This window comes from Streptomyces yaizuensis (assembly GCF_034961445.1).
Taxonomy (GTDB): domain Bacteria; phylum Actinomycetota; class Actinomycetes; order Streptomycetales; family Streptomycetaceae; genus Streptomyces; species Streptomyces yaizuensis.
Map to the genome: position 1 here is coordinate 26233 of NZ_BSBI01000023.1, position 19607 is coordinate 45839.

Consider the following 19607-nt stretch of genomic DNA (forward strand, 5'->3'; position numbering starts at 1 on the left):
CAGGCCCGGTCATGGGCGCGTTCCTGGGTCAGCGCATGGCTGAGATCGTCGCTCACTCTCCCCAGAATAAAGCAACTCGGTAACTTTTTTAACCGAGTCTCATTTTCTGTCGGCGTCGATCCCCGTCGCGAGCCGGGCGAAGGCGAGCCGGGCGGTGGCCCCGGCGTCCGGGCGGACCCGGTCCGCGCTCTCCCCCGCCGCGATGCGCCGCCAGTTCTCCTCGGCCAGGATCCGCAGCACCGCCACGATCTGCCCGGCGGCGAGCCTGGCCGGCACCCCGCCGCCCAGAGCCTCGGCGAGCGCGCGCTCGGACCGGCCCTGGAACGCGTACAACCGGGCGACCAGGCTCGGCGTCCCGTACACCAGCCGGTGGAAGGCCAGCACCTCGGGCGCGTCACACAATCCGGTCACCGGGTCGCGCCGGTCCAGAGCCTCGATGAAGTGCCGCTCCAGCGCCGCCAGCGGCGACACCCCGCCCGGACGCCCGGCGACCACCCGGGCCGCCTCCCCCTCGTGGTCGGCGAACCGGTGCAGCACCAGGTCCTCCTTGGCGGGGAAGTAGCGGAAGAGGGTCGGCTTCGAGACCTCCGCCGCGGCGGCGACCTCGGCGACGGAGACAGCGTCGAACCCGCGCTCCAGGAAGAGCGCGACCGCCGCGTCGGACACGGCCTGCCGCGTCTGCCGCCGCTTGCGCTCCCGCAGCCCTTCCGCCCGGACGCCGCCGCTCCCGTCACTCCCGTCGCTCATACGGCGAGCCTACGGCGACCCGGCCCCTCAGCACGCCGCCCACCCCTCAAACCACCGGCACCCCGTGCGCGAACACCGCCCGGCACTCGGGGACCGGCTCCCAGTACCCCCGGCAGCCGGCGCAGTACCAGTACCAGAGGTCCGGCCGCTCCGGGACGGCCGTGGTCATGTCCCGCCACACCCAGGGCCGGTCCGGGCAGTTGGGGCAGCGCGGGGGCTCGATGGTGGGCATGCGGGGAGGGTATCCGCCCGATGTGTCCGTTGATGCACCGTTACATCCTTCGAGGGAGTGTACGGACGGGAGAGCCCCGGCCGCCCTGCGGGAGGGGCGGCCGGGGCCCGTGCCCCTCGGCCCCGGGGGTGGCCGAGGGAGCCGTCCGCCGGGCGCCGGGGGCGCGGAGGCGTGGTCGCACTCCCGGGCCGGTACGCGGCGGACGGCGGTCGAGGGGATCTCAGAGTCGTTCCGCGACGCCCGCGGTGAGCAGACCGAGCGCGGAGAATCCGGTCACCGTCACCAAGCAGGACCGGAGAGCCCGGGCGAGGAGTCGTCCCGCCCGAAGGTGCCGAAGTTCCGGCGCCTTTCGAGATCCGCCCGCACCTGATTCCGGAGCCGGGCGAGGGCGGGGGAATCGGGCGGCGCATTCGCCGGGGTCTTGAGCACGCAGCCGGGGTCCGGGCATGCGCACGGCGGATATCTGAGGGTGTTCATTTCCGGGAACGCGGAGAATTCCGGGCGGTCCAGGTAGTCCGGGTGGTCCGGGTGGTCCAGGTAGTCCGGGTAGTCCGGGTAACGGGAATCCCGGGGCGGGGGCTGGCCCACTGCCCACCTCCGTGGGGGTACGGGGATTTTCGGGGTACGGGAACGTGTCGCCGCGACCGGCGGCGGTGGGGGATATCCGACCGCCGGGCAGCGCGGCCCGGCACCAGTGGAGTCCGGCCAGTACCTCGTGGAGCAGGGGTTCGGTGGGGGTGGCCCAGGCAGCGGCCCGGTACGGAGGGCACGCACCCTCGGCGGTGCGGCGTCGGCTGGTCATCGTGGCCCCTGGGGTCGTCGGGCGGGACACGACGACCGTAGGCCGCACGGTCCCGCCGGACCACGAGCGGATCACACCACTTCCGCACGGAACGTGATCGGACTCGTACGGAACGCAGGGCCTACTCCACAACCCCCAGATAAGCCGCCATGTCCCGCATTTCCTGGGTGAGGATCCGCTTACGGGACCCGAGAATGTCCGTCATGATGCCGCGCGCCAGGGCCTGGTGCCGGATCCACTCGGGGTACAGCGACCTGATGCCGATCAACTCGTCCATGGCGTCCTGGTGGGCGCCCAGCAGGGCGTGGGCCCGGCAGACGTCGAGTTTGTGGCGGGCCCAGTTGGCACCCTGCGGCCTTCCCAGCCGTTTCAGGGCGGACTCCGCCATCACACCCTCGCCGGACCGGCTGAGCACGGCCCGCGCGTCCGCGTGCGAGTCCCCCTGGACCAGGAAGTCCTCGATCACCCTGATCTCGGCGGTGACCGGCCCGAACCCGCCCCAGGTGGTGGGGAACGAGGGGTCCTCCCGGTCCATTCCGCCCGCCGCGCGCGCCACCATCCGACGGGCGTCCCGGGTGTCGTCGGGGCGGTTGTCCCGGGCAGCGGCGGAAGCGGCGCGCATCCACAGTTCGCCCCAGAGCTGGACCCGCGCCCGGTCCCCTTCCGAGATCCTCGGCTCCATCTGCTCCGCCGTGGTGACGGCGAGCCGGTAGCACTCGTCGAACCGGTCCTGGCGCAGCAGCACCCAGCCGAGTCCGATGATCCCCGTGGCGACGTACCGCCGCGCCCCGGCCTCCCGGGCGAGCCGGATGCCTTCCTCGACCGCGTGGTAGGCGAGGTCGTACTGCCGGACCTGTGTCAGGTACTTCCCGGCGACCTGGAGCGCGAGCGAGCGCACCTTCATCGCGGCGCGGCGCTCATCGCCCTCGCGGGCCACGGACAGGGCCGCCCCGGTCTCCTCCAGGAGTCCCGGCAGGGCCTTGGCCACTTCGCCGAACTGGTCGGCCCGGTAGAGGTCGTGGACGGTGATGACCTTCCGGCGCACATCGGCCGGGTCGTCGGGGACGAGGCCCGGCCCGGCCAGTACGCCGTCCAACCCGACGGGGGGGCATAGCGCCATGCGGATCGGCACCAGACTCCTGCGGGTGGCATCGTCGTCGACCACGGGCGCGGGTGAGTCCGCCACGAACAGCCGCGAGGTCGGAACACCGAGCCCTCGGGCGATGGCGTGGAGGGTCTGCGTCCGTGCCGTGCCGCCCTGTTCGACCTTCTGGACGGTACTGACGGAGAGATCCGCCGCTTCCGCCAGGGCCTCCTGGGTCATCCCGGCAGCGCGGCGCTGCTTCTTCACATTCCTGGCAAGCTCGGTCGACACAACCTCACCCACTTCCGTGCCCATGGTAGGGAGCATCCGGGGCCACAGGGGCCCGAACCGGTCATACCCGCAGCACTCGGTGAACCCACCTCAGGACGGCGTGTCACCCCGTACGCCCTTGACCGCGCTTCGGCCCACCACGCATCGTGGGCGGCGACGGTCGAGTCGGTCACCCAACCCGGGAGAGCGGACATGGATCGCAGAGAATTCCTGGCAGCGGCCCCCTTCGCCGCATCGGCCGGCATCGGCCCCTCGCGGGACTGGCTCCTCAACACCCTCGACCAGGAGCCCCCGCCCGGCCCACGGGTGCGGCTCGAAGACGTCACCTCGGTACGGAACATGTTCGCGACGTTCCAGGACACGGACGTCATGCGGGGCGGCGGCGCCGGGCGGCGGATGCTGACCCGTTATCTCAACGGGCATGTCTACCCGCTGCTGCGGCGCGCCTACGCGGAGGAGGTCCGCCGGGCGCTCTGTGCCGCCACCGCCGAACAGACGTATCTGTTGGGGTGGATGGCCTTCGACGACGGCGAACAGGGCACCGCCCAGCGGTTCCTGATCCAGGCCCTGCGGCTGGCGGAGGAAGCGCGCGACGCGGCGCTCGGGGCGCATGTGCTCGCGGGCCTGGCCGATCAGGCCACCCTGACCGGCGATCCCGCCGAGGGGCGGAGGCTGGCGCAGGCGGGGCGGCAGGGGCTCGCCCGGGTGGAGTCGCCCGCGTGTGAGGCCGATCTGTGGGCGCTGGAGGCCCGTGCGCTCGCCGTCCTCGGGGAGGGCACGGCGGCGGTACGGGCCGTTCGCGCGTCCGAGGCGGCCTTCGGGCGGGTCGACGGCGGCCGCGAACCGCTCTGGGCGACGTTCATCGACCCCGCCTATCTGCACGGCGAGTACGCGAACACCTTCCGCGACCTGCGCCGGCCCACGGAGGCGGCGGAGCACGCGCGGGAGTCCATCCGGCACGCCCGGTCCCAGCGGCGGGCCCGGCGGGGTGCGCTGTCGCAGGCCGCGCTCGCGGTGTCGTACCTCCAGCGCGGCGAACTCGAAGGCGCCCACGCCGCCGGGGTGCGGACGCTGCGTCTCGCCACGCGGGTCGCGTCGTCCCGCGCGGTCGGTGCCGTACGGGATGTCCAGCGGCGGATGGTCCCCTTCGGCCCGCACCCGCTGGTGACCGACTTCACCGAGCGGGTGCGCGTGCTCCGGGCCGCCTGACGCGGCCTTCGGAAACCGTCAGAAGACGTCCGGGCACCACGGGCGGCGCGGTGTCCGGAAGGCGTGATCCGCCAGGGTCAGGGCGCCGGCGCTGTTCTCCTCCAGGAGGCCGAGGGCCGCCAGGCGGTGCGGGGACTCGTCGCCCAGGTAGAGGCGGGCCAGGGTCGGCGCGGGCAGGGTGAGGTCCGGGGTGCGGGTCGTCGTCGTGCAGGTGGTGCCCTCCGGGGTGGTGTCCAGGAGGAAGCGGCCCCCGCCGTGGCCCAGTTCGTCGCGTATGTCCAGGACCAGGCTCGCCGTCGTGCCGTACGTCCGCGCGGCGAGGGCCCTGGGGGTGTCCAGGAACCGCAGCCAGATGCCGTCGATGATCGAGGTGGTGCGGGCCGCGCGCGGGTCCGGCAGGAGGAGGGGCAGGACGTCGTCCGGGGCCCGGCGCGGTACCTCGACGCCGGTGGCCCAGTCGACGGAGCAGACGTGGTGCCACAGCGCCCGCTCGGCGGCCGGGGTCAGCGCCAGCAGGTCCCGTACGGTCAGGGTGTTCAGCGGCTGCTGGGCGTCGTTCCACTTGCCGTCGGCGGCGTAGACGACCAGGCCCTCGACCTCGCCCGACGCCGAGCGGTACAGCGCCGACAGCGGCTCGGTCCAGGGGTCGCTGGAGACCTGGAGCACCCCGGTGGCCAGCTGCCACCAGCGCTCGCTGCGGCTGACCATGCCCGGGGTGAGCGCCGCGACCCGCTCGTGGAGGGCGGGGCCCAGCGCGCGGATGTCCGCCATGTCGGCCAGGTCGATCCGGCCGCCGCAGGCGGGCCCGGTGGCGCGGCGGTCGAGGCCGGTGCGCGGGAGGTCGACGGTCCACGCGGCCATCGAGGTGGCCGGGGCGAAGCCGAAGCGGCCGTAGATCGGGTACTCGGCGGAGGTCAGCGTGGCGACCACGTCCCCGCGCTCCTTCGCGACCGCCAGGTCGCGGGCCATCATGCGGCTCAGCAGTCCGCGCCGGCGGTGGGTGGACGCGACCGTGATGTTGGTGATCGCGTTCGCGTCGACCCGGGCGCCGCCGGGGACCGAGAGCCACTGCGGGTGCGTCCGGTACGTGGCGACACAGCGGCCGCCGTCGAAGGCGCCCAGCGTACGGTCCAGGTCGGTGCCGGAGCGCCGTACCTTCAAGTCCTGCTCGGAGGGCGTGGGCGGCATGAGGAACCCCGTGGCCAGGGCCCGCATCCAGTCGGGGTACTCGGACTCCGTGACCGTACGGATCTCAGGGCTCATGCGCCCACGCTAGGCGCACCCCGTTCAGAAAGTCGCGTGAATTTCCCCGACCTTGGCGCCGCCGCCCAGCAGCGGCGTACGGCCGATCCGGTCGAGTACCGGGGAGTCGACGCCGAGGAGCGCGAGGCCCCGGGCGAGCACCGGGCGGACGGCGCGGTCGGAGCCGTCGGTGATCTTGAAGGCGAGGGCCCGGCCGTCGGCGAGCGCGACCGCCTGGACTGCTTCGGCGCCCATCTTGGACAGGGCCCCGGGGACCTCGCGCATCAGCCAGGTGTCGGGGCGGCGGCTGCCGGCCACGTACTCCGGGTGGGCGCGCATCGCGTCGGCGACCCGCCGCTCCGGGGAGCCCTCATCGGCGAGGACGAGGGAGCGGAAGCCCCGGGCCAGTGCGGTGAGGCTGATCGCCATCAGGGGGGCGCCGCAGCCGTCGGTGCCGACCGCCGCTACCGGCTCTCCCGTCGCCTCCTCCAGCGTGGTGCGGACGAGCCGCTGGAGCGGGTGGTCCTGGTCGAGATAGACGCCCAGGTCCCAGCCGTTGGCGGCGCACGCGGCGAGCATCGCGGTGTGCTTGCCGGAGCAGTTCATGGTGACCTTGTCGCGGACCAGCCCCCGGGAGAGGTAGTGCTCGGCCTCGATGGGGTCCAGCGGCAGGTCGGGCGGGGTCTGGAGGTCGTCCTCGGTGAGCCCGCACTCGGTGAGCATCTTGTGGACGAGGTCGCGGTGGAAGTCCTCGCCGGAGTGGCTGGCGGCGGCGATCGCGAGCCGTTCGCCGGAGAGGTCGAGTCCGGCGCGGAGGACGGCGGCGGCCTGGAAGGGCTTGTTCGCGGAGCGCGGGAAGACGGGCGCGGCCGGATCCCCCAGCGCCAGTTCCACACTGCCGTCGGCCGCGAGGACGACCAGCGAGCCCCGGTGGTGGCCCTCGACGAAGCCGGAGCGTACGACCTCGGCGAGGACCGGGGATATGGCGGCAGCAGGGGTCATCATCGGCCTCCGGGTGCGGTGGGGGGAACCCGCTCCGAAGGATCGCTTCAGGTCAGCGGGTCAGCAGATCGTCGATATGTGCTTCTCCTTCACGGTACCTGCGGGCAATCTCCGCACTGCAATCGTCCGCCGTGCGCTGGAGCAGCTGCCGGCGGCGGGACACCTGCCGCTCGTACCGGACGAGCCGTCCCATGCCCGTGTGCAGCTCGTCGTCGGTCCTCGCCGACAGGTCGGACAACTCCACGTCGGCCAGCATGTCCGCCGCGATCCGGCGGTACTCCTCACGCTGTGGTGTGGAGAGCGTCACATGGCGTGTGGGCCTGCGATGGGGGGACGGGGGGTCCGCGAGGATCTCCGAGAGCCGGTCCACGACCAGTCCGCGCACCACCGGAACTTGAGCGTCCGTACGGCGGGCCAGCTCGGCGCGGAGGATGTCGATCCTGCCGTGCAGCATCCGCCGTACATAGCTGAGGTCGGCCTCGTCCCGCTGCGAGTCCCGGCGCAGGGAGCGCAGTTCCGGCAGGCGCAGCGCGCGCAGGTCGTACGGCGGCGGATCGGCCAGGGCGTCCATGGTCGCGCGCTGGTCCGTTGTCACGCGCTGGTCCGTGGTCGCGCGCTGCTGGGGGGCGCGCTGGGCGGCCCCGGTCACCGCGTGGGCGAGCGCCGCGACGGCCGTGGTCATGGCGCCGCCCGGCACGGATGGCACGGGCGGTACATGCGGTACGGGCAGTACGTGCGGTACGACCGGCTGTGGCGCGGCGGGCCGCTCTGCCCGGACCGTCGGCAGCGGGGGCCCGGAAGTCGGTACGGGACCGGCCGGCTGCCCGGTTCCAGATGTGCTCATATGCCTGCGTCCGTCCCCTCGACCGGTGCCTGGGTCTCCCCCGGGGGTCGAAGGGGCCGGGGGTCGCACCGCCTTCCTGCATCGTGCCATTCCGGACGCTCCCGACGCAGGCGCTCTGCACCCGTTCAGCCCCAGATAGGTTGGTCTGTATGCGTGCAGTGGTGCAGAGGGTGGACGGCGCGAGCGTCGCCGTGACGGAGGGCGCCGGCGCCGGGACCACCGGCGAGATCTTCGGCGAGGGGCTGTGTGTGCTGGTGGGGGTCACCCACGACGACACACCGGCGAAGGCGGCGCAGCTCGCCCGGAAGCTGTGGACCCTGCGGATCCTGGAAGGTGAGAAGTCCTGCTCGGAGACGAATGCGCCCTTGCTGGTGATTTCGCAGTTCACCCTCTACGGGGACGCCCGGAAGGGCCGCCGCCCCACCTGGAACGCGGCGGCGCCGGGGCCGGTGGCCGAGCCGCTGGTGGACGAGGTGGTGGCGCAGCTGCGGGAGCTGGGCGCCCGGGTGGAGACGGGACGGTTCGGGGCGAGTATGCGGGTGTCCCTGACCAATCAGGGGCCGTTCACCGTACTGCTGGAGATGTGAGAAGCCGGGGCCACGGCCCCGGCCCTTCGGGCCCTACGGCTCGACCACCGTCTCCTGCGCCGCCGCCGTGCCCCCCACCGTCAGCGCCGCGTCCACCGGCACATTCCGCTTGATCAGCGCCAGCGCGATCGGGCCCAGCTCGTGGTGGCGGACCGCCGTGGTCACGAACCCCAGCTGCCGCCCGTCCTCGCCGTCCGCCGCCAGCCGGACCGGGGTGCCCGCCGCCGGCAGGTGCACCTCGCTCCCGTCCAGGTGCAGGAAGACCAGCCGGCGCGGCGGCTTGCCCAGGTTCTGCACCCGGGCGACGGTCTCCTGACCCCGGTAGCAGCCCTTCTGGAGGTGGACGGCGGTGCCGATCCACCCCAGCTCGTGCGGGATGGTCCGGTGGTCGGTCTCGAAGCCGACGCGGGGGCGGTGGCCCTCGACGCGCAGTGCCTCGTACGCCAGGATCCCCGCGAGCGGGCCGTGCTCGGCCGCGTACGGCTCCAGCAGCTCCCGGGGGAGGAAGAGGTCGCGCCCGTGGGCGGTCTCGCGCACCACGGCCCCCTCGGGGACCGGCGCGATGGAACCGGCCGGCAGATGCACCACGGCGGTGTCCCCGGTGCGGTCCGCGACCTCGACCCGGTAGAAGAACTTCATCGACTCCAGATAGGCGATCAGCGCCTCCTGCGAGCCGGGTTCGACATGGGCCCAGACCGTGTCCCCGGTGTCGACGAGGTAGAGCGCGTGCTCGATGTGCCCGTTCGCGGAGAGGATCAGCGCCTCGGTCGCCTGTCCCGGCGGCAGCTCGGTCAGGTGCTGGGTGAGCAGCAGATGCAGCCACGAGAGCCGGTCCTCACCGGTGACGGCGACCACTCCGCGGTGCGAGAGGTCGACCAGGCCGGTGCCGGCGGCGAGTGCGCGCTGTTCCCGGAAGAGGTCGCCGTAGTGCGCGGCGACGCCTTCGTCGGCGCCCTCGGCGGGGACCGCGCCGGGCTGGGACAGCAGAGGGCTCTTCACAGTGGCCATGGTCAAAGCCTACGACTCGGTAGTTGAAGCGTCAGCCGTGCAGTCCCGGCAGCGGCCGAAGATCGCGAAGTGCTTGAGGTCGGTGTCGAAACCGAAGGTGTCCCGCAGCTTCGCCGTGAAGTCGGCCGCGACGGCGACATCCGCCTCGATCACGCCGGTGCAGTCCCGGCAGACGAGGTGGATGTGGTGGTGGCGGTCGGCGAGATGGTAGGTGGGGGCGCCGTGCCCGAGGTGGGCGTGGGAGACGAGGCCCAGCTCCTCCAGCAGCTCCAGGGTCCGGTAGACGGTGGAGATGTTGATCCCGGAGGCGGTTTTGCGCACCTCGCAGAGGATGTCGTCGGGGGTCGCGTGATCCAGCGCGTCCACGGCCTCCAGGACCAGCTGGCGCTGCGGCGTCAGCCGGTAGCCGCGCTGCCGGAGATCGCTCTTCCAGTCGGTGCTCACCACGTCCCCCAGTGTAGGCGGGGGGAGCAAGCGCGCCCCGGGGTCGCGGGGACCTCCGGGGCGCCGGGCCGGACACCGTGCCGTACACGGCCTACTTGAAGAACGCGGCCTACTTGAAGAACGTGATCCCGTCGTCCGGGAGGTCGCCGAGGTCCTTCGCCCAGGACTCGACCTCTTCCGCGGTGACGACCCGGGGCTCCGTCGCCGTGACCTTCTTCAGGTGCGCGGACATGTACGGGCGCAGCTCGACCTCGGGGGTGGCCTTCTCGCCCACCCACATCAGGTCGCCCTTCACATAGCCGTACAGCCGCTTGCCACCGCTGTACGGGCCGGAGGCGGCGGTACGGGCCACGGCGTCCGTCGCGAGGTCGATCTGCGGCTTCTGGTCGGCCAGCTCGCCGTACCAGACCTCCACGATGCCCTGGTCGCGGACCATGACGATCTCGACCTTGCGGTCCTTGTCGATCCGCCAGTAGCCGTGCTCGCTCTCCAGCGGCCGGACCTTGTTGCCCTCGGCGTCGAGGACCCAGGAGTGCGAGGCGTACTCCAGGAAGTCACGGCCGTCGTGGCTGAAGGTGACGGACTGGCCGAAGTTGCACTTCTCCGCGCCCGGGAAGTCGGACACGCCGGCGCCCTCCCACGTACCGAGGAGGAAGGCGAGGGGGACCAGGTCCGGGTTGAGGTCGGACGGAATCTCGATCATGAGCGACTCAGGCGATCTGTAGGAAGGCGATCTGTAGGAAAGCGATGCGTCGGAAGGCAGTGTGTCGGAAGAGGGGCCCGGCGGACGGGACGTCCCACGGACCTCAGCGCTGACCCTGGTAGAGCTTCTTCACGGTCAGCAGGGCGAAGGCGCCGACGCCGATGCAGACCAGAACCAGCAGGGCTTCGAAGAAAAGCTCAAGCACGGAGTGCTCCTCGGGTGAGCGGTGGGCGGTGTGCGGTGGGCGCGGGTACGCCCCAGGTCCCCAGCCTAATGGGTGGGGCCCCGGCGCTCTTGGCGAGGGCGCCGCCGTGATCGCGCCGCCGTGATCGCGCCGCCGTGATCGCACCTCCGCCCCGGACCGCCCGCCCGGCCGCGCGGGTCCTACAGTGCGGACCATGGACAAGAAGCTCGTGATCAAGGTGACCGCCGGTGCCGACGCGCCGGAGCGCTGCTCCCAGGCCTTCACCGTGGCGGCGGTCGCCGTCGCCAGCGGAGTCGAGGTCTCGCTCTGGCTGACCGGCGAGTCCTCGTGGTTCGCCCTGCCGGGGCGGGCGGCGGAGTTCGAGCTGCCGCACGCGGCCCCGCTGCCGGACCTGCTGGAGTCGATCCAGGCGGGCGGGCGGATCACCCTGTGCACGCAGTGCGCGGCCCGGCGGGAGATCACGGAGGACGATGTCCTCGACGGGGTGCGGATCGCCGGTGCGCAGGTCTTCGTCAGCGAGATCATGGCGGACGGCGTCCAGGCCCTCGTCTACTGACACTCCCTGTCCACGTCTACGGGCGGCGGTTCTTGCCGTCCAGCTCGTCCCACCAGCGATCGGACTCGGGGTCGCCGGACGGATCGTCCCACCAGCGGTCGTCCGGCCCCCTCCGGTTGGCGACGATCGCCGCGATCGGCGGGATGACCATGGCGACAAAGCACAGCGCCACCGCCGCCTCGTTCGAGAAGAGCCGGACGTAGGACCAGGCGGAGACGAAGAGGAACAGGCAGATGCCCATCAGGACGAAATAGGCACGCCGCCGCCGCGCGTACATGTCTCCAGCGTACGACCGGGAGCGGCCGGCGGACCCGTTCCGTACGCCGTTCCCCGTACGCCGTCCCCCGTCCTCCGTACATAAGTGAGCCGGAGGGCCGCACCCCGGATCCAGTGGCGTCCAACCCCCGGGGGTGCGGCCCTCCGGCCGTCTCATGGCGGTCCCGATGGGACCGCGTCCGCGTCCGCGCGGCCTCGGCCGCGCGCCGTCGGATCAGACCGCGATCGCGACCTCGGCCAGACCGCCGGTCCGCGCGATGACGGTACGGTCCGCCGTGCCGCCGGGCACCAGGGCCCGGACGGTCCAGGTGCCCTCGGCCGCGTAGAACCGGAACTGTCCGGTCGCCGAGGTCGGGACCTCGGCGGTGAACTCGCCCGTCGAGTCCAGCAGCCGGACGTATCCGGTCACGGGCTCGCCGTTCCTGGTCACCTGGCCCTGGATCGTGGTCTCACCGGGCTTGATCGTCGAGGCGTCGGGGCCGCCGGCCTTCGCTCCACACATACAGTTCTCCAAATGTCCAACGGGTCGGTTCTGCGGTGCCGGGGGTACGGGGCTACTTCGCCGGGCCCAGCTCGATCGGGACGCCGACCAGGGAGCCGTACTCGGTCCACGAGCCGTCGTAGTTCTTGACGTTCTCGACGCCGAGCAGCTCGTGCAGCACGAACCAGGTCAGGGCCGAGCGCTCACCGATACGGCAGTACGCGATGGTGTCCTTCGCCAGGTCGACCTGCTCGCCCTCGTAGAGCGCCTTGAGCTCGTCGTCGGACTTGAAGGTGCCGTCGTCGTTGGCGTTCTTCGACCACGGGATGGAGCGGGCGGTCGGGACGTGGCCCGGGCGCTGCGACTGCTCCTGCGGCAGGTGCGCCGGGGCGAGCAGCTTGCCGCTGAACTCGTCGGGAGAGCGCACGTCGACCAGGTTCTGGGCGCCGATCGCGGCGACGACGTCGTCACGGAAGGCGCGGATCGCCAGGTTCTGCGGCTGGGCGCGGTACTCGGTGGCGGCGCGCTCGGGCACCTGGTCGCCGTCGACGAGGTCGCGGGAGTCCAGCTCCCACTTCTTGCGGCCGCCGTCGAGCAGCTTGACGCTGTCGTGGCCGTAGAGCTTGAAGTACCAGTAGGCGTAGGACGCGAACCAGTTGTTGTTGCCGCCGTAGAGGACGACGGTGGTGTCGTTCGCGATGCCCTTGGCGGAGAGCAGCTTCTCGAAGCCCTCCTGGTCGATGAAGTCGCGGCGGACCGGGTCCTGGAGGTCCTTCGTCCAGTCGATCCGGATCGCGTTCCGGATGTGGTTCTTCTCGTACGCCGAGGTGTCCTCGTCGACCTCGACAAGGGCGACCTGCGGGTCGTCGAGGTGCGCCTCGACCCAGTCGGCGTCGACCAGGACGTCGCTGCGGCTCATGCTTTTTCTCCTCCGGGGCAGTATGCGGCGGTGGTGCGTAGAGGCTGCGCGAGTACGCGTCAGAAGCGGCGTACCGCGCGGGGACGGCCCTGAACAGAGATCGAAGGGCCAGGGACGGAGAGAGCGCGTGGGACTTCCCGCTCGTCGTACGGGGTCCCGCTCAGACGGCGCGACAGAGCATGGCGGCGACACGGCACAGGTCGACTGCCCGCCGCTTCGTGAGATCCGCCTGTCGCTTCATGGGTCCGATCGTAGGGAGGACTCGGCCGCCATGTCACCGGTGTGTCGGATACTGAGACAGGATCGTCCAATATACGGGAAAGGAGTGCCGTGCGGGCCGGGCGGGAAGGGGTCGGCGCGGGTCGGCGCGGCGCGCGTTCCTGCCCATCGGACAGAGCCGTCTCACCATGCGGCCAGACCGTCCGGAGAGCCCCCGGACCGGCTCGGTACCCCGTTCTAAAACGGACGTTCCATACATCGCCGGGGGCGGGTAGATTCGACGGGATGAAGACCAGGACGCGCCACGACCCCGCAGGCCAGGACCAGGACGCCACCCCCGGCACCCGTGAGCGGATCGTCCGGGCGGCCTCCGTGCTGATGCAGCGGCAGGGGTACGACGGCACCGGGATCAAGCAGATCTCCCAGGAGGCCGGGGCGACCCTGGGCTCCGTCTACCACTTCTTCCCCGGCGGCAAGCAGGAGCTGGCCGTCGCGGCGGTGCGCCGGGGCGACGAGGAGTTCGCCGGGATCCTGCGGGAGATCCTGGACGGCGAGCCCGGCCCGGCCGAGGCCGTCGTCGCCGTCACCCGCAGCCTCGCCGAGGGGCTGCGGGCCTCCGACTGGCTCGACGGCTGCCCCGTCACGGCGACCGCCCTGGGCACCGCCGGGCGGCTCCCGGACATCCAGCGGGCGGCGAGCAGCGCCTTCGCCGGCTGGGAGGGGATCGTCGCGGAGATGCTGCGCGCGGCCGGCATCGCCGAGGAGGAGGCCGCCGACCTGGCGGGCATGGTCGTCTGCACGCTGGAGGGGGCGGAGCTGTCCGCCCAGGTCTCCCGCGACGAGCGCCCGCTGCTGGTGGCCGGGGAGCAGCTCGCCCGGCTGATCGCTCTCAGCCTCCGAGGAGGGCTTCCCGCCGGATCCTGACGGTCCCGGCGGTCCTGGCGGCAGCCGGGTGGCCGGGGCCCGCCGTGGCCGGTCCGTTCGCAGCGTTCGTACGGATCTTTGTGCTCATGCCGTGAAAACCACCCGGGACGGCCGACTCCCGGCCGTCGGGAATCAGCCGAGTCAGCCGGGTCAGGTGCGTGCAGAGGCGTGCAGGTGTGTGCAGGTGCGTCAGCCGACCAGGGAGACGTCCGTGCCCGTCCCGAGGAAGGTCAGGCCGCTCTCGTCCGCTTCGGCCCGGTCCAGCCGGATCCCGGCGGGCAGCCCGTCGATCTGCATGTCGTAGTCGACGGCCCGCCGCAGCTGGCCGTCGAAGCCCGCCACCGGCATGTCGGGCAGGTCCTCCGCCTTCAGCCGGACCGTGCCGCCCTCGGCCGGTTCGACGGTGCTGTGGACGGTGATCTCCTCGTCCCCCAGCATCCCCTTGATGTGCGCCGGGACCTCGATGCCCGCGCCCTCCAGCAGCTGGAGCACCGGGCCGTCTATCCTGACCTGCCCCTTCGCGGCGCGCTCCGGCCCCGCGTAGCCGACCGTGGCGCCCTTGGGGGCGGCCTTGGTGAGATCCGCGTACGACACCCGGGCGGAGCCCTCCGCGCGGGCGGCGACCGCCGAGGTGAAGTTGCCGGCGATCTCGACGTCGTCCAGCTCCGCGCGGACCTCGGAGACCTCGACCGTGTGGCCCCCGGCGGAGGCGTCGAGGCCGTTGACGCTGATGTCGACCTCGTCCAGGTGCTTGCCCGCGATCTGGGTGAGGAAGGGGAAGCCCTTGATGGAGACGTCGGGCGTGGCCGAGAGCCCCTGGGTGGTGCGGATCCGGTCGGCGGCCTCGTTCTCCGCGACCGTGACCGCGACGCGGTCGGCGGCGACGAAGAGCCCGCCGAGGACCACGGCGGTGATCAGTGTTATTCGCAGTGCACGCATCGTCCGGTGGACCCACCCTCGCTCGTCCGTCGTGTACGCGCCCCCTCCCCCCGGCTTCCGGACCTGATCCGGACGACGACGCTTCCGCTATTCATCGACGCCCGGACGGGGGCTGCGGTTCCGGTGCCCCTGGGGGAGAACGCTCAGGTCAGCACACGCCCCAGCACATAGACGGCCGGTGCGGCGGCGGTCAGCGGAAGGGCCACGCCGGCGGTGAAGTGGACGAACCGGGACGGGTAGTCGTAGCTCGCCACCCGCAGTCCGACCAGGGCCAGGACCGCCGAGGCCAGGCCCAGGACGGCTCCGTCGGAAGCGCTCAGGGAGAGCGGTCCGGCCGAGACCAGCGCGGCGGCGGTGCCCGCCAGCAGCGCGGCCGCCACGGAGACCGGCCCCGGCAGCGGGAGCGCCCGGACCACGGCCGCGCCCGCGACCGCGAAGGCGCCCGCGACCACGGCGTCGTCGGGGGCCGCGAGATATACGGCGCCGAGGACGGCCAGGGCCGCCGAGACGACCGTCGCCATCAGCCCGTACATCCGCTCGTCCGCCCCGGCGCGGCTGCGCAGCTGGAGGACGAGGGTGATCAGGACCCAGACGCCGAGCGTGCCGAGGACGGCGCCGGGCGCGTTCTCCCGGCCGGCCGCGAGCAGGGCGGCGTCGGCGACGAGACCGCCCGCGAAGGCGAGCGCGATGCCCTGGCGGGCGGGCCACATGCCGTTGAGCCGGAACCAGCCGGCCGCCGTGACGGCCTGGAGCAGCACCAGCGGCAGGAGCAGGGCGTAGGTGTGGACGGCGGCGCCCCCGGCGAGCAGCAGGGCGAGCCCGGCGGTCGCGGCGGCGGGCTCGATGCCCGGCGGGATGATCGGTGAACGGCCCTCGGCCCGTGCCCGCTGGGCGGCGGTGAGGCGGACGCTGCCGCTGGTGGTGGGGGCGTTCCAGCCTTCGGGGCCGCCGTCGGGCGACGCCGGGGCCGGAGCCGGGGCGGGTGCCGCCGCGGCCGCGTGCCGCCGCGGGGCGGGGGCCTCGGGCGGCAGCGGCACGGACCCGGTGGGCCCGTGCACGGCAGGTGCGGCGGGCGGGGCGGGTGCGACAGGCGCGGCGGGTGCGGCGGGCCGGGGCGCGGTGGCTCCGTGCACCGACGGGGGCCCGTAACCGGCCCCGGCGGGCGGCGGCGGTGCCTGGCCCCGGACCGGCGGCAGATACGCGGTCTCCTCGGCGCCGTGCGGCGCGGCGGGCAGGTCCGCCGGGATGACGGGCTGGTACGAGGTGTCCCAGGTCTCGCCCTCCCAGGTCTGGGCGGCTCCGTCCTGGGGGGCGGCCGCACCGGCGTCCTGGTACGCGGCCGGGGCGTACCCGGGGTCCCGGTATCCCGGGTCCTGGTAGCCGGATCCGGCCCCGGGCCCCGCCGGGTACGCCGGTGCCTGCCCCGCGTAGGGCCCCTGCGGCCGCTGTCCCTCGTACGGGAACTGCTGCTGGTACGCCTGGTGCTGCTGCTGCTGGTGCTGCGGCGGATACGGCTGCTGCGGCGGATACGCCTGCTGCTGATACGGGTCGTACGGCCCCGGAGCGGGTGCCTGCTCCCCGTGCTCACCGTGTTCCCCGTAGGACGGCTGCCCGTCGTACGGTCCGCCGTACTGTCCGTCGTACTGTCCGCCGTACGGATACTGCTGATCGCTGCTCATGCTGTGCGGTTCACCCTCCTGCGAACGGCGGGAGCACCTCGACCGTGCCGCCGTCGGCCAGCCGTACGGTCTCATGCGCCCGGTTCCCGACGGGGTCCCCGTCGACCAGGAACGAGCACCGGGCGAGGACGCGTGTCAGCTCCCCGGGGTGCCGCCGGCGCACCACGGTCAGCGCCTCATCGAGCGTCCCCGCCGCGTACGGCTCCTCCGCCGTACCGGCCGCGGCCTTGGCGGCGGCCCAGTAGCGGATCGTCCCCACCGGCATGCGCGACTCCCTTCGTCGGGATCCATCATGGGCCATCACCGGCGCTCCCCCGGCCAGGAACGGGGCAGGAACGGGCCAGGAGCGGACCAGGACAGGGACCGGGACAGGGACCGGGACAGGGACCGGGAGCGGGACCGGGAGCGGGGCACCGCCGGGCGTCCCGGGCCCGTCCCCGGCCGGGCCCCGGCCCGTTCGCTGACCGGGCACCCGTGTCCGAGTCCGGCCGACCACTTCGCTCCGGCCGTCATCCGAGGTATTAAGGGTGGTACGAGTGGTTTGTACGGAGAGCCATCGGGGCGCGCCCCCGGATCCGGAGTACCCATCGGCCCTCTGGCGCGGGACGTCATCTGCGTTATGGTGGCCGGAAGAGGATCCGGGCGACGCAGCCCCCGGGTCCTTTTGTGTTTCCTGCTCGTTGTTACAGGCAGGTGAACCAACCGTACGAAGCAGGGCCAGCGGCACCATGTCCTCGCGGGGACCGAGGAGGAACCGACGCAATGGGCGAGCGAACCGTGCACAGCCGAAGGATCCACGGGGCCGGGCCCCTGACCCGGGCGGGTGGTGTGCGATGAGCGCACTGCTGCTGCTGACCAACGCCCTCCAGCCGTCCACGGAGGTGCTGCCCGCCCTCGGGCTGCTCCTGCACAGCGTGCGGGTCGCCCCCGCCGAGGGGCCGGCGCTGGTCGACACCCCCGGCGCCGATGTGATCCTGATCGACGGGCGGCGCGACCTGCCCCAGGTGCGCTCCCTCTGTCAGCTGCTGCGCTCCACCGGGCCCGGCTCCCCGCTGATCCTGGTGGTGACCGAGGGCGGGCTCGCCGCCGTCACCGCCGACTGGGGCATCGACGACGTCCTGCTCGACACCGCGGGACCGGCGGAGGTCGAGGCGCGGCTGCGGCTGGCGATGGGCCGCCGGCAGACCGGCGTGGACGACTCCCCGCTGGAGATCCGCAACGGCGATCTCTCGGTGGACGAGGCCACCTACAGCGCGAAGCTCAAGGGCCGGGTGCTGGACCTGACCTTCAAGGAGTTCGAGCTGCTGAAGTATCTGGCGCAGCACCCGGGGCGGGTCTTCACCCGGGCCCAGCTGCTCCAGGAGGTCTGGGGTTACGACTACTTCGGCGGCACGCGCACGGTCGACGTCCATGTCCGGCGGCTGCGCGCCAAGCTGGGCCCGGAGCACGAGTCGCTGATCGGCACCGTCCGGAATGTCGGATATCGGTTCGTCTCGCCGGAGAAGCCGGAGAAGGTGGAGCGCGAGGTGTCGAAGGCGGCGGCGACCGTGGCCCGTTCGGCGGAGGGCGCGGGGCGGCACAAGACCCCCGTACGCCCTGCCCAGAGGTAGGTCACCCCGCGTAGACTGCCGCGCGTGGCCAAGGTGACGCGGGACGATGTTGCGCGACTGGCGGGGACTTCGACCGCCGTCGTGAGCTACGTCATCAACAACGGACCCCGGCCGGTCGCCCCGGCCACGCGCGAGCGGGTACTGGCGGCGATCAAGGAGCTGGGGTACCGCCCCGACCGGGTCGCCCAGGCCATGGCGTCCCGCCGCACCGACCTCATAGGCATGATCGTCCCGGACGCCCGGCAGCCCTTCTTCGCGGAGATGGCGCACGCCGTCGAACAGGCGGCGGCCGAGCGCGGGAAGATGGTCCTCGTCGGGAACTCGGACTACCGCCGCGAGCGCGAGGTCCACTATCTGCGGGCCTTCCTCGGGATGCGGGTCGCCGGGCTGATCCTGGTCAGCCAGGGCCTCACCGAGCAGGCGGCGCAGGAGATCGAGGCGTGGGACGCCCGGGTGGTGCTGCTGCACGAGCGGCCCGAGGGGGTGGACGACGTCGCGGTGGTCACGGACGACATCGGCGGCGCCCAGCTCGCCACCCGCCATCTGCTGGAGCACGGCAATCCGTATGTGCTCTGCCTGGGCGGGCCCGACACGACGCCGCCGGTCGGCGACCCGGTGACGGACCATGTCGAGGGCTGGCGGCGGGCGATGCTGGAGTCGGGCCGGTCGGTCGAGGGCCGGCTCGTCAAGGCCCCCTTCAACCGGTACGAGGCCTACCAGGTCGCCCTGAAGCTGCTGGCGGGCCCGGACCGGCCGCCCGCGATCTTCTGCGCCACCGACGACCAGGCCATCGGTGTGCTGCGCGCCGCCCGCGAGCTGCGGATCGACGTCCCCGGGGAGCTGGCGGTGGCGGGCTTCGACGACGTCAAGGAAGCGCATCTCACCGACCCGCCGCTGACGACGGTCGCCTCGGACCGGCCCGCCATGGCCAGGGCCGCCGTCGATCTCGTCCTGGACGAGAGCCTGCGGCTGGCCGGCTCACGGCGCGAGCGGGTCCGTCAGTTCCCCTCCGGACTGGTGATCAGGCGCTCCTGCGGCTGCGGCTGACCGGCCGGCCGGCCGTACGGGGGAGTCGGCCGTACGGTTTCGTACGATTCCGTACGGGCGGCCCGGCCGGGTCACAGGCCGCTGTCCACGATCCGCAGCGATCCGCAGTGCGGGCAGCCCCGCCGGTCCACACCGGCCAGCCGCCCCACCCCGTCGTACCCGAAGACCTCCGTGACCACCCCACCGCACCGGGGGGTCGCGCAGACGCCGCTCGCCTCGCGGGTCCCCAGCTCCGGGCCGAAGAGGGTGGAGCAGTCGCAGAAGAGGCAGGGGAAGGGGTGCAGCCCGTCCGGGTTCTCGACATGGGCGACCGCTTCGGGACGTTTGCACCGGGGACAGAACCAGGCCATTTCCACCCACTCAGCCGAACGACGGGGGTGGTGCCGATCATGCGCCGCCGGACGGCCGGGCGCGGGGCGGTCGACCGGCATTCACTCGTCGGGGTGGGGGCGGGACGGGTGCGGAACAGGGGCGGGGCGGGTGCGGAATCCGCGCCCCCGCCCCCGTTTCGGCCATCCGCCAGGGACATCAGGACAGCCGGTGACCCAGCCCTCGTC

General features: G+C 72.7%; 23 protein-coding genes. 6 read left to right on the forward strand and 17 right to left on the reverse strand.

The features are described from left to right. Positions 1-99: 99 nt before the first annotated feature. From SYYSPA8_RS36000 to SYYSPA8_RS36010, 3 genes are all read right to left on the reverse strand, one after another. The gene (locus tag SYYSPA8_RS36000) at positions 100-747 is read right to left on the reverse strand and encodes a TetR family transcriptional regulator (protein ID WP_323451680.1); all 648 of its coding nucleotides are present in this window, start codon (positions 745-747) and stop codon (positions 100-102) included. A 46-nt stretch (positions 748-793) separates the two neighbouring features. After that, a complete protein-coding gene (locus tag SYYSPA8_RS36005) occupies positions 794-979 on the reverse strand; it encodes a hypothetical protein (protein WP_323451681.1) in 186 nt (61 codons plus the stop codon). A 923-nt stretch (positions 980-1902) separates the two neighbouring features. After that, the gene (locus SYYSPA8_RS36010) at positions 1903-3180 is read right to left on the reverse strand and encodes a helix-turn-helix domain-containing protein (protein WP_323451682.1); all 1278 of its coding nucleotides are present in this window, start codon (positions 3178-3180) and stop codon (positions 1903-1905) included. Positions 3181-3348: 168 nt separating this feature from the next. Here SYYSPA8_RS36010 and SYYSPA8_RS36015 point away from each other — a divergent pair, with 168 nt between their 5' ends. After that, positions 3349-4365, forward strand: a complete 1017-nt coding sequence (locus tag SYYSPA8_RS36015; protein ID WP_407706159.1) for a transcriptional regulator — start codon at positions 3349-3351, stop codon at positions 4363-4365. A gap of 18 nt (positions 4366-4383) precedes the next feature. Here the strand turns inward: SYYSPA8_RS36015 and SYYSPA8_RS36020 are convergent, their stop codons facing one another. The 3 genes from SYYSPA8_RS36020 to SYYSPA8_RS36030 are packed head-to-tail and all read right to left on the reverse strand — an operon-like array spanning position 4384 to position 7453. After that, positions 4384-5628: a GNAT family N-acetyltransferase gene (locus tag SYYSPA8_RS36020; RefSeq protein ID WP_323451683.1), complete on the reverse strand. Its 1245-nt coding sequence runs from the start codon at positions 5626-5628 to the stop codon at positions 4384-4386. A 24-nt stretch (positions 5629-5652) separates the two neighbouring features. After that, entirely contained in the window at positions 5653-6612 is a 960-nt protein-coding gene (locus SYYSPA8_RS36025) for an asparaginase (RefSeq protein ID WP_323451684.1), read from the reverse strand. A gap of 49 nt (positions 6613-6661) precedes the next feature. Next, entirely contained in the window at positions 6662-7453 is a 792-nt protein-coding gene (locus SYYSPA8_RS36030) for an RsiG family protein (RefSeq protein WP_407706160.1), read from the reverse strand. Positions 7454-7602: 149 nt separating this feature from the next. Here SYYSPA8_RS36030 and dtd point away from each other — a divergent pair, with 149 nt between their 5' ends. Then, positions 7603-8040 carry a D-aminoacyl-tRNA deacylase gene (gene dtd, locus SYYSPA8_RS36035; protein ID WP_323451686.1) on the forward strand — a complete coding sequence of 146 codons (438 nt, stop codon included), beginning with the start codon at positions 7603-7605 and terminating at the stop codon, positions 8038-8040. Positions 8041-8073: 33 nt separating this feature from the next. On the opposite strand, the gene ygfZ is transcribed toward dtd, so the two are convergent. The 3 genes from ygfZ to SYYSPA8_RS36050 all read right to left on the reverse strand — a co-directional run bounded on the left by ygfZ (position 8074) and on the right by SYYSPA8_RS36050 (position 10195). Then, positions 8074-9039 carry a CAF17-like 4Fe-4S cluster assembly/insertion protein YgfZ gene (ygfZ, locus tag SYYSPA8_RS36040; protein WP_323451740.1) on the reverse strand — a complete coding sequence of 322 codons (966 nt, stop codon included), beginning with the start codon at positions 9037-9039 and terminating at the stop codon, positions 8074-8076. Positions 9040-9057: 18 nt separating this feature from the next. After that, entirely contained in the window at positions 9058-9495 is a 438-nt protein-coding gene (locus SYYSPA8_RS36045; RefSeq protein WP_323451687.1) for a Fur family transcriptional regulator, read from the reverse strand. A gap of 106 nt (positions 9496-9601) precedes the next feature. Continuing rightward, complete coding sequence (locus SYYSPA8_RS36050; protein WP_323451688.1) at positions 9602-10195, reverse strand: FABP family protein; 594 nt, start codon at positions 10193-10195, stop codon at positions 9602-9604. A gap of 398 nt (positions 10196-10593) precedes the next feature. On the opposite strand from SYYSPA8_RS36050, the gene SYYSPA8_RS36055 reads away from it, so the two are divergent. Then, positions 10594-10956 (forward strand): DsrE family protein, encoded by a 363-nt coding sequence (locus SYYSPA8_RS36055; protein WP_323451689.1) that lies wholly within the window; start codon positions 10594-10596, stop codon positions 10954-10956. A 16-nt stretch (positions 10957-10972) separates the two neighbouring features. On the opposite strand, the gene SYYSPA8_RS36060 is transcribed toward SYYSPA8_RS36055, so the two are convergent. From SYYSPA8_RS36060 to SYYSPA8_RS38445, 4 genes are all read right to left on the reverse strand, one after another. After that, the gene (locus tag SYYSPA8_RS36060; protein ID WP_323451690.1) at positions 10973-11233 is read right to left on the reverse strand and encodes a DUF3099 domain-containing protein; all 261 of its coding nucleotides are present in this window, start codon (positions 11231-11233) and stop codon (positions 10973-10975) included. A 213-nt stretch (positions 11234-11446) separates the two neighbouring features. Then, a complete protein-coding gene (locus SYYSPA8_RS36065) occupies positions 11447-11734 on the reverse strand; it encodes a DUF1416 domain-containing protein (protein ID WP_323451691.1) in 288 nt (95 codons plus the stop codon). 52 nt (positions 11735-11786) lie between these two features. Continuing rightward, the gene (locus tag SYYSPA8_RS36070) at positions 11787-12632 is read right to left on the reverse strand and encodes a sulfurtransferase (protein ID WP_323451692.1); all 846 of its coding nucleotides are present in this window, start codon (positions 12630-12632) and stop codon (positions 11787-11789) included. 160 nt (positions 12633-12792) lie between these two features. Next, positions 12793-12873, reverse strand: coding sequence for a putative leader peptide (locus SYYSPA8_RS38445; protein WP_350962106.1), 81 nt, complete (start codon positions 12871-12873; stop codon positions 12793-12795). A gap of 263 nt (positions 12874-13136) precedes the next feature. On the opposite strand from SYYSPA8_RS38445, the gene SYYSPA8_RS36075 reads away from it, so the two are divergent. Further along, positions 13137-13775 (forward strand): TetR/AcrR family transcriptional regulator, encoded by a 639-nt coding sequence (locus SYYSPA8_RS36075; protein ID WP_323451693.1) that lies wholly within the window; start codon positions 13137-13139, stop codon positions 13773-13775. Positions 13776-13964: 189 nt separating this feature from the next. Here the strand turns inward: SYYSPA8_RS36075 and SYYSPA8_RS36080 are convergent, their stop codons facing one another. From SYYSPA8_RS36080 to SYYSPA8_RS36090, 3 genes are all read right to left on the reverse strand, one after another. Further along, positions 13965-14714, reverse strand: coding sequence for an LmeA family phospholipid-binding protein (locus SYYSPA8_RS36080; RefSeq protein WP_323451694.1), 750 nt, complete (start codon positions 14712-14714; stop codon positions 13965-13967). A gap of 143 nt (positions 14715-14857) precedes the next feature. Next, positions 14858-16393 (reverse strand): hypothetical protein, encoded by a 1536-nt coding sequence (locus tag SYYSPA8_RS36085; protein ID WP_323451695.1) that lies wholly within the window; start codon positions 16391-16393, stop codon positions 14858-14860. Between the two features lie 10 nt (positions 16394-16403). Further along, positions 16404-16658: a MoaD/ThiS family protein gene (locus SYYSPA8_RS36090; protein ID WP_323451696.1), complete on the reverse strand. Its 255-nt coding sequence runs from the start codon at positions 16656-16658 to the stop codon at positions 16404-16406. A 568-nt stretch (positions 16659-17226) separates the two neighbouring features. Between SYYSPA8_RS36090 and SYYSPA8_RS36095 the strand changes: the two genes are divergently transcribed. Both SYYSPA8_RS36095 and SYYSPA8_RS36100 read left to right on the forward strand, forming a co-directional pair. Further along, positions 17227-18003: a response regulator transcription factor gene (locus tag SYYSPA8_RS36095; RefSeq protein ID WP_323451697.1), complete on the forward strand. Its 777-nt coding sequence runs from the start codon at positions 17227-17229 to the stop codon at positions 18001-18003. A 24-nt stretch (positions 18004-18027) separates the two neighbouring features. After that, positions 18028-19050, forward strand: a complete 1023-nt coding sequence (locus SYYSPA8_RS36100) for a LacI family DNA-binding transcriptional regulator (RefSeq protein WP_323451698.1) — start codon at positions 18028-18030, stop codon at positions 19048-19050. Positions 19051-19121: 71 nt separating this feature from the next. On the opposite strand, the gene SYYSPA8_RS36105 is transcribed toward SYYSPA8_RS36100, so the two are convergent. Continuing rightward, on the reverse strand, positions 19122-19400 hold the full coding sequence (locus tag SYYSPA8_RS36105; protein WP_323451699.1) for a hypothetical protein: 279 nt from the start codon (positions 19398-19400) through the stop codon (positions 19122-19124). Positions 19401-19607 lie beyond the last annotated feature (207 nt).

Bases quoted from the DNA above. Each gene is read 5' to 3' on its own strand.
- SYYSPA8_RS36080 (WP_323451694.1), bottom strand. From the start codon at position 14,714: ATGCGTGCACTGCGAATAACACTGATCACCGCCGTGGTCCTCGGCGGG.
- SYYSPA8_RS36015 (WP_407706159.1), top strand. From the start codon at position 3,349: ATGGATCGCAGAGAATTCCTGGCAGCGGCCCCCTTCGCCGCATCGGCC.
- SYYSPA8_RS36085 (WP_323451695.1), bottom strand. From the start codon at position 16,393: ATGAGCAGCGATCAGCAGTATCCGTACGGCGGACAGTACGACGGACAG.
- SYYSPA8_RS36090 (WP_323451696.1), bottom strand. From the start codon at position 16,658: ATGCCGGTGGGGACGATCCGCTACTGGGCCGCCGCCAAGGCCGCGGCC.
- SYYSPA8_RS36025 (WP_323451684.1), bottom strand. From the start codon at position 6,612: ATGATGACCCCTGCTGCCGCCATATCCCCGGTCCTCGCCGAGGTCGTA.
- SYYSPA8_RS38445 (WP_350962106.1), bottom strand. From the start codon at position 12,873: ATGAAGCGACAGGCGGATCTCACGAAGCGGCGGGCAGTCGACCTGTGC.
- SYYSPA8_RS36030 (WP_407706160.1), bottom strand. From the start codon at position 7,453: ATGAGCACATCTGGAACCGGGCAGCCGGCCGGTCCCGTACCGACTTCC.
- SYYSPA8_RS36010 (WP_323451682.1), bottom strand. From the start codon at position 3,180: ATGGGCACGGAAGTGGGTGAGGTTGTGTCGACCGAGCTTGCCAGGAAT.
- SYYSPA8_RS36050 (WP_323451688.1), bottom strand. From the start codon at position 10,195: ATGATCGAGATTCCGTCCGACCTCAACCCGGACCTGGTCCCCCTCGCC.
- SYYSPA8_RS36060 (WP_323451690.1), bottom strand. From the start codon at position 11,233: ATGTACGCGCGGCGGCGGCGTGCCTATTTCGTCCTGATGGGCATCTGC.
- SYYSPA8_RS36000 (WP_323451680.1), bottom strand. From the start codon at position 747: ATGAGCGACGGGAGTGACGGGAGCGGCGGCGTCCGGGCGGAAGGGCTG.
- SYYSPA8_RS36005 (WP_323451681.1), bottom strand. From the start codon at position 979: ATGCCCACCATCGAGCCCCCGCGCTGCCCCAACTGCCCGGACCGGCCC.
- SYYSPA8_RS36070 (WP_323451692.1), bottom strand. From the start codon at position 12,632: ATGAGCCGCAGCGACGTCCTGGTCGACGCCGACTGGGTCGAGGCGCAC.
- SYYSPA8_RS36020 (WP_323451683.1), bottom strand. From the start codon at position 5,628: ATGAGCCCTGAGATCCGTACGGTCACGGAGTCCGAGTACCCCGACTGG.
- SYYSPA8_RS36105 (WP_323451699.1), bottom strand. From the start codon at position 19,400: ATGGCCTGGTTCTGTCCCCGGTGCAAACGTCCCGAAGCGGTCGCCCAT.
- SYYSPA8_RS36095 (WP_323451697.1), top strand. From the start codon at position 17,227: ATGAGCGCACTGCTGCTGCTGACCAACGCCCTCCAGCCGTCCACGGAG.
- SYYSPA8_RS36075 (WP_323451693.1), top strand. From the start codon at position 13,137: ATGAAGACCAGGACGCGCCACGACCCCGCAGGCCAGGACCAGGACGCC.
- SYYSPA8_RS36065 (WP_323451691.1), bottom strand. From the start codon at position 11,734: ATGTGTGGAGCGAAGGCCGGCGGCCCCGACGCCTCGACGATCAAGCCC.
- dtd (WP_323451686.1), top strand. From the start codon at position 7,603: ATGCGTGCAGTGGTGCAGAGGGTGGACGGCGCGAGCGTCGCCGTGACG.
- SYYSPA8_RS36055 (WP_323451689.1), top strand. From the start codon at position 10,594: ATGGACAAGAAGCTCGTGATCAAGGTGACCGCCGGTGCCGACGCGCCG.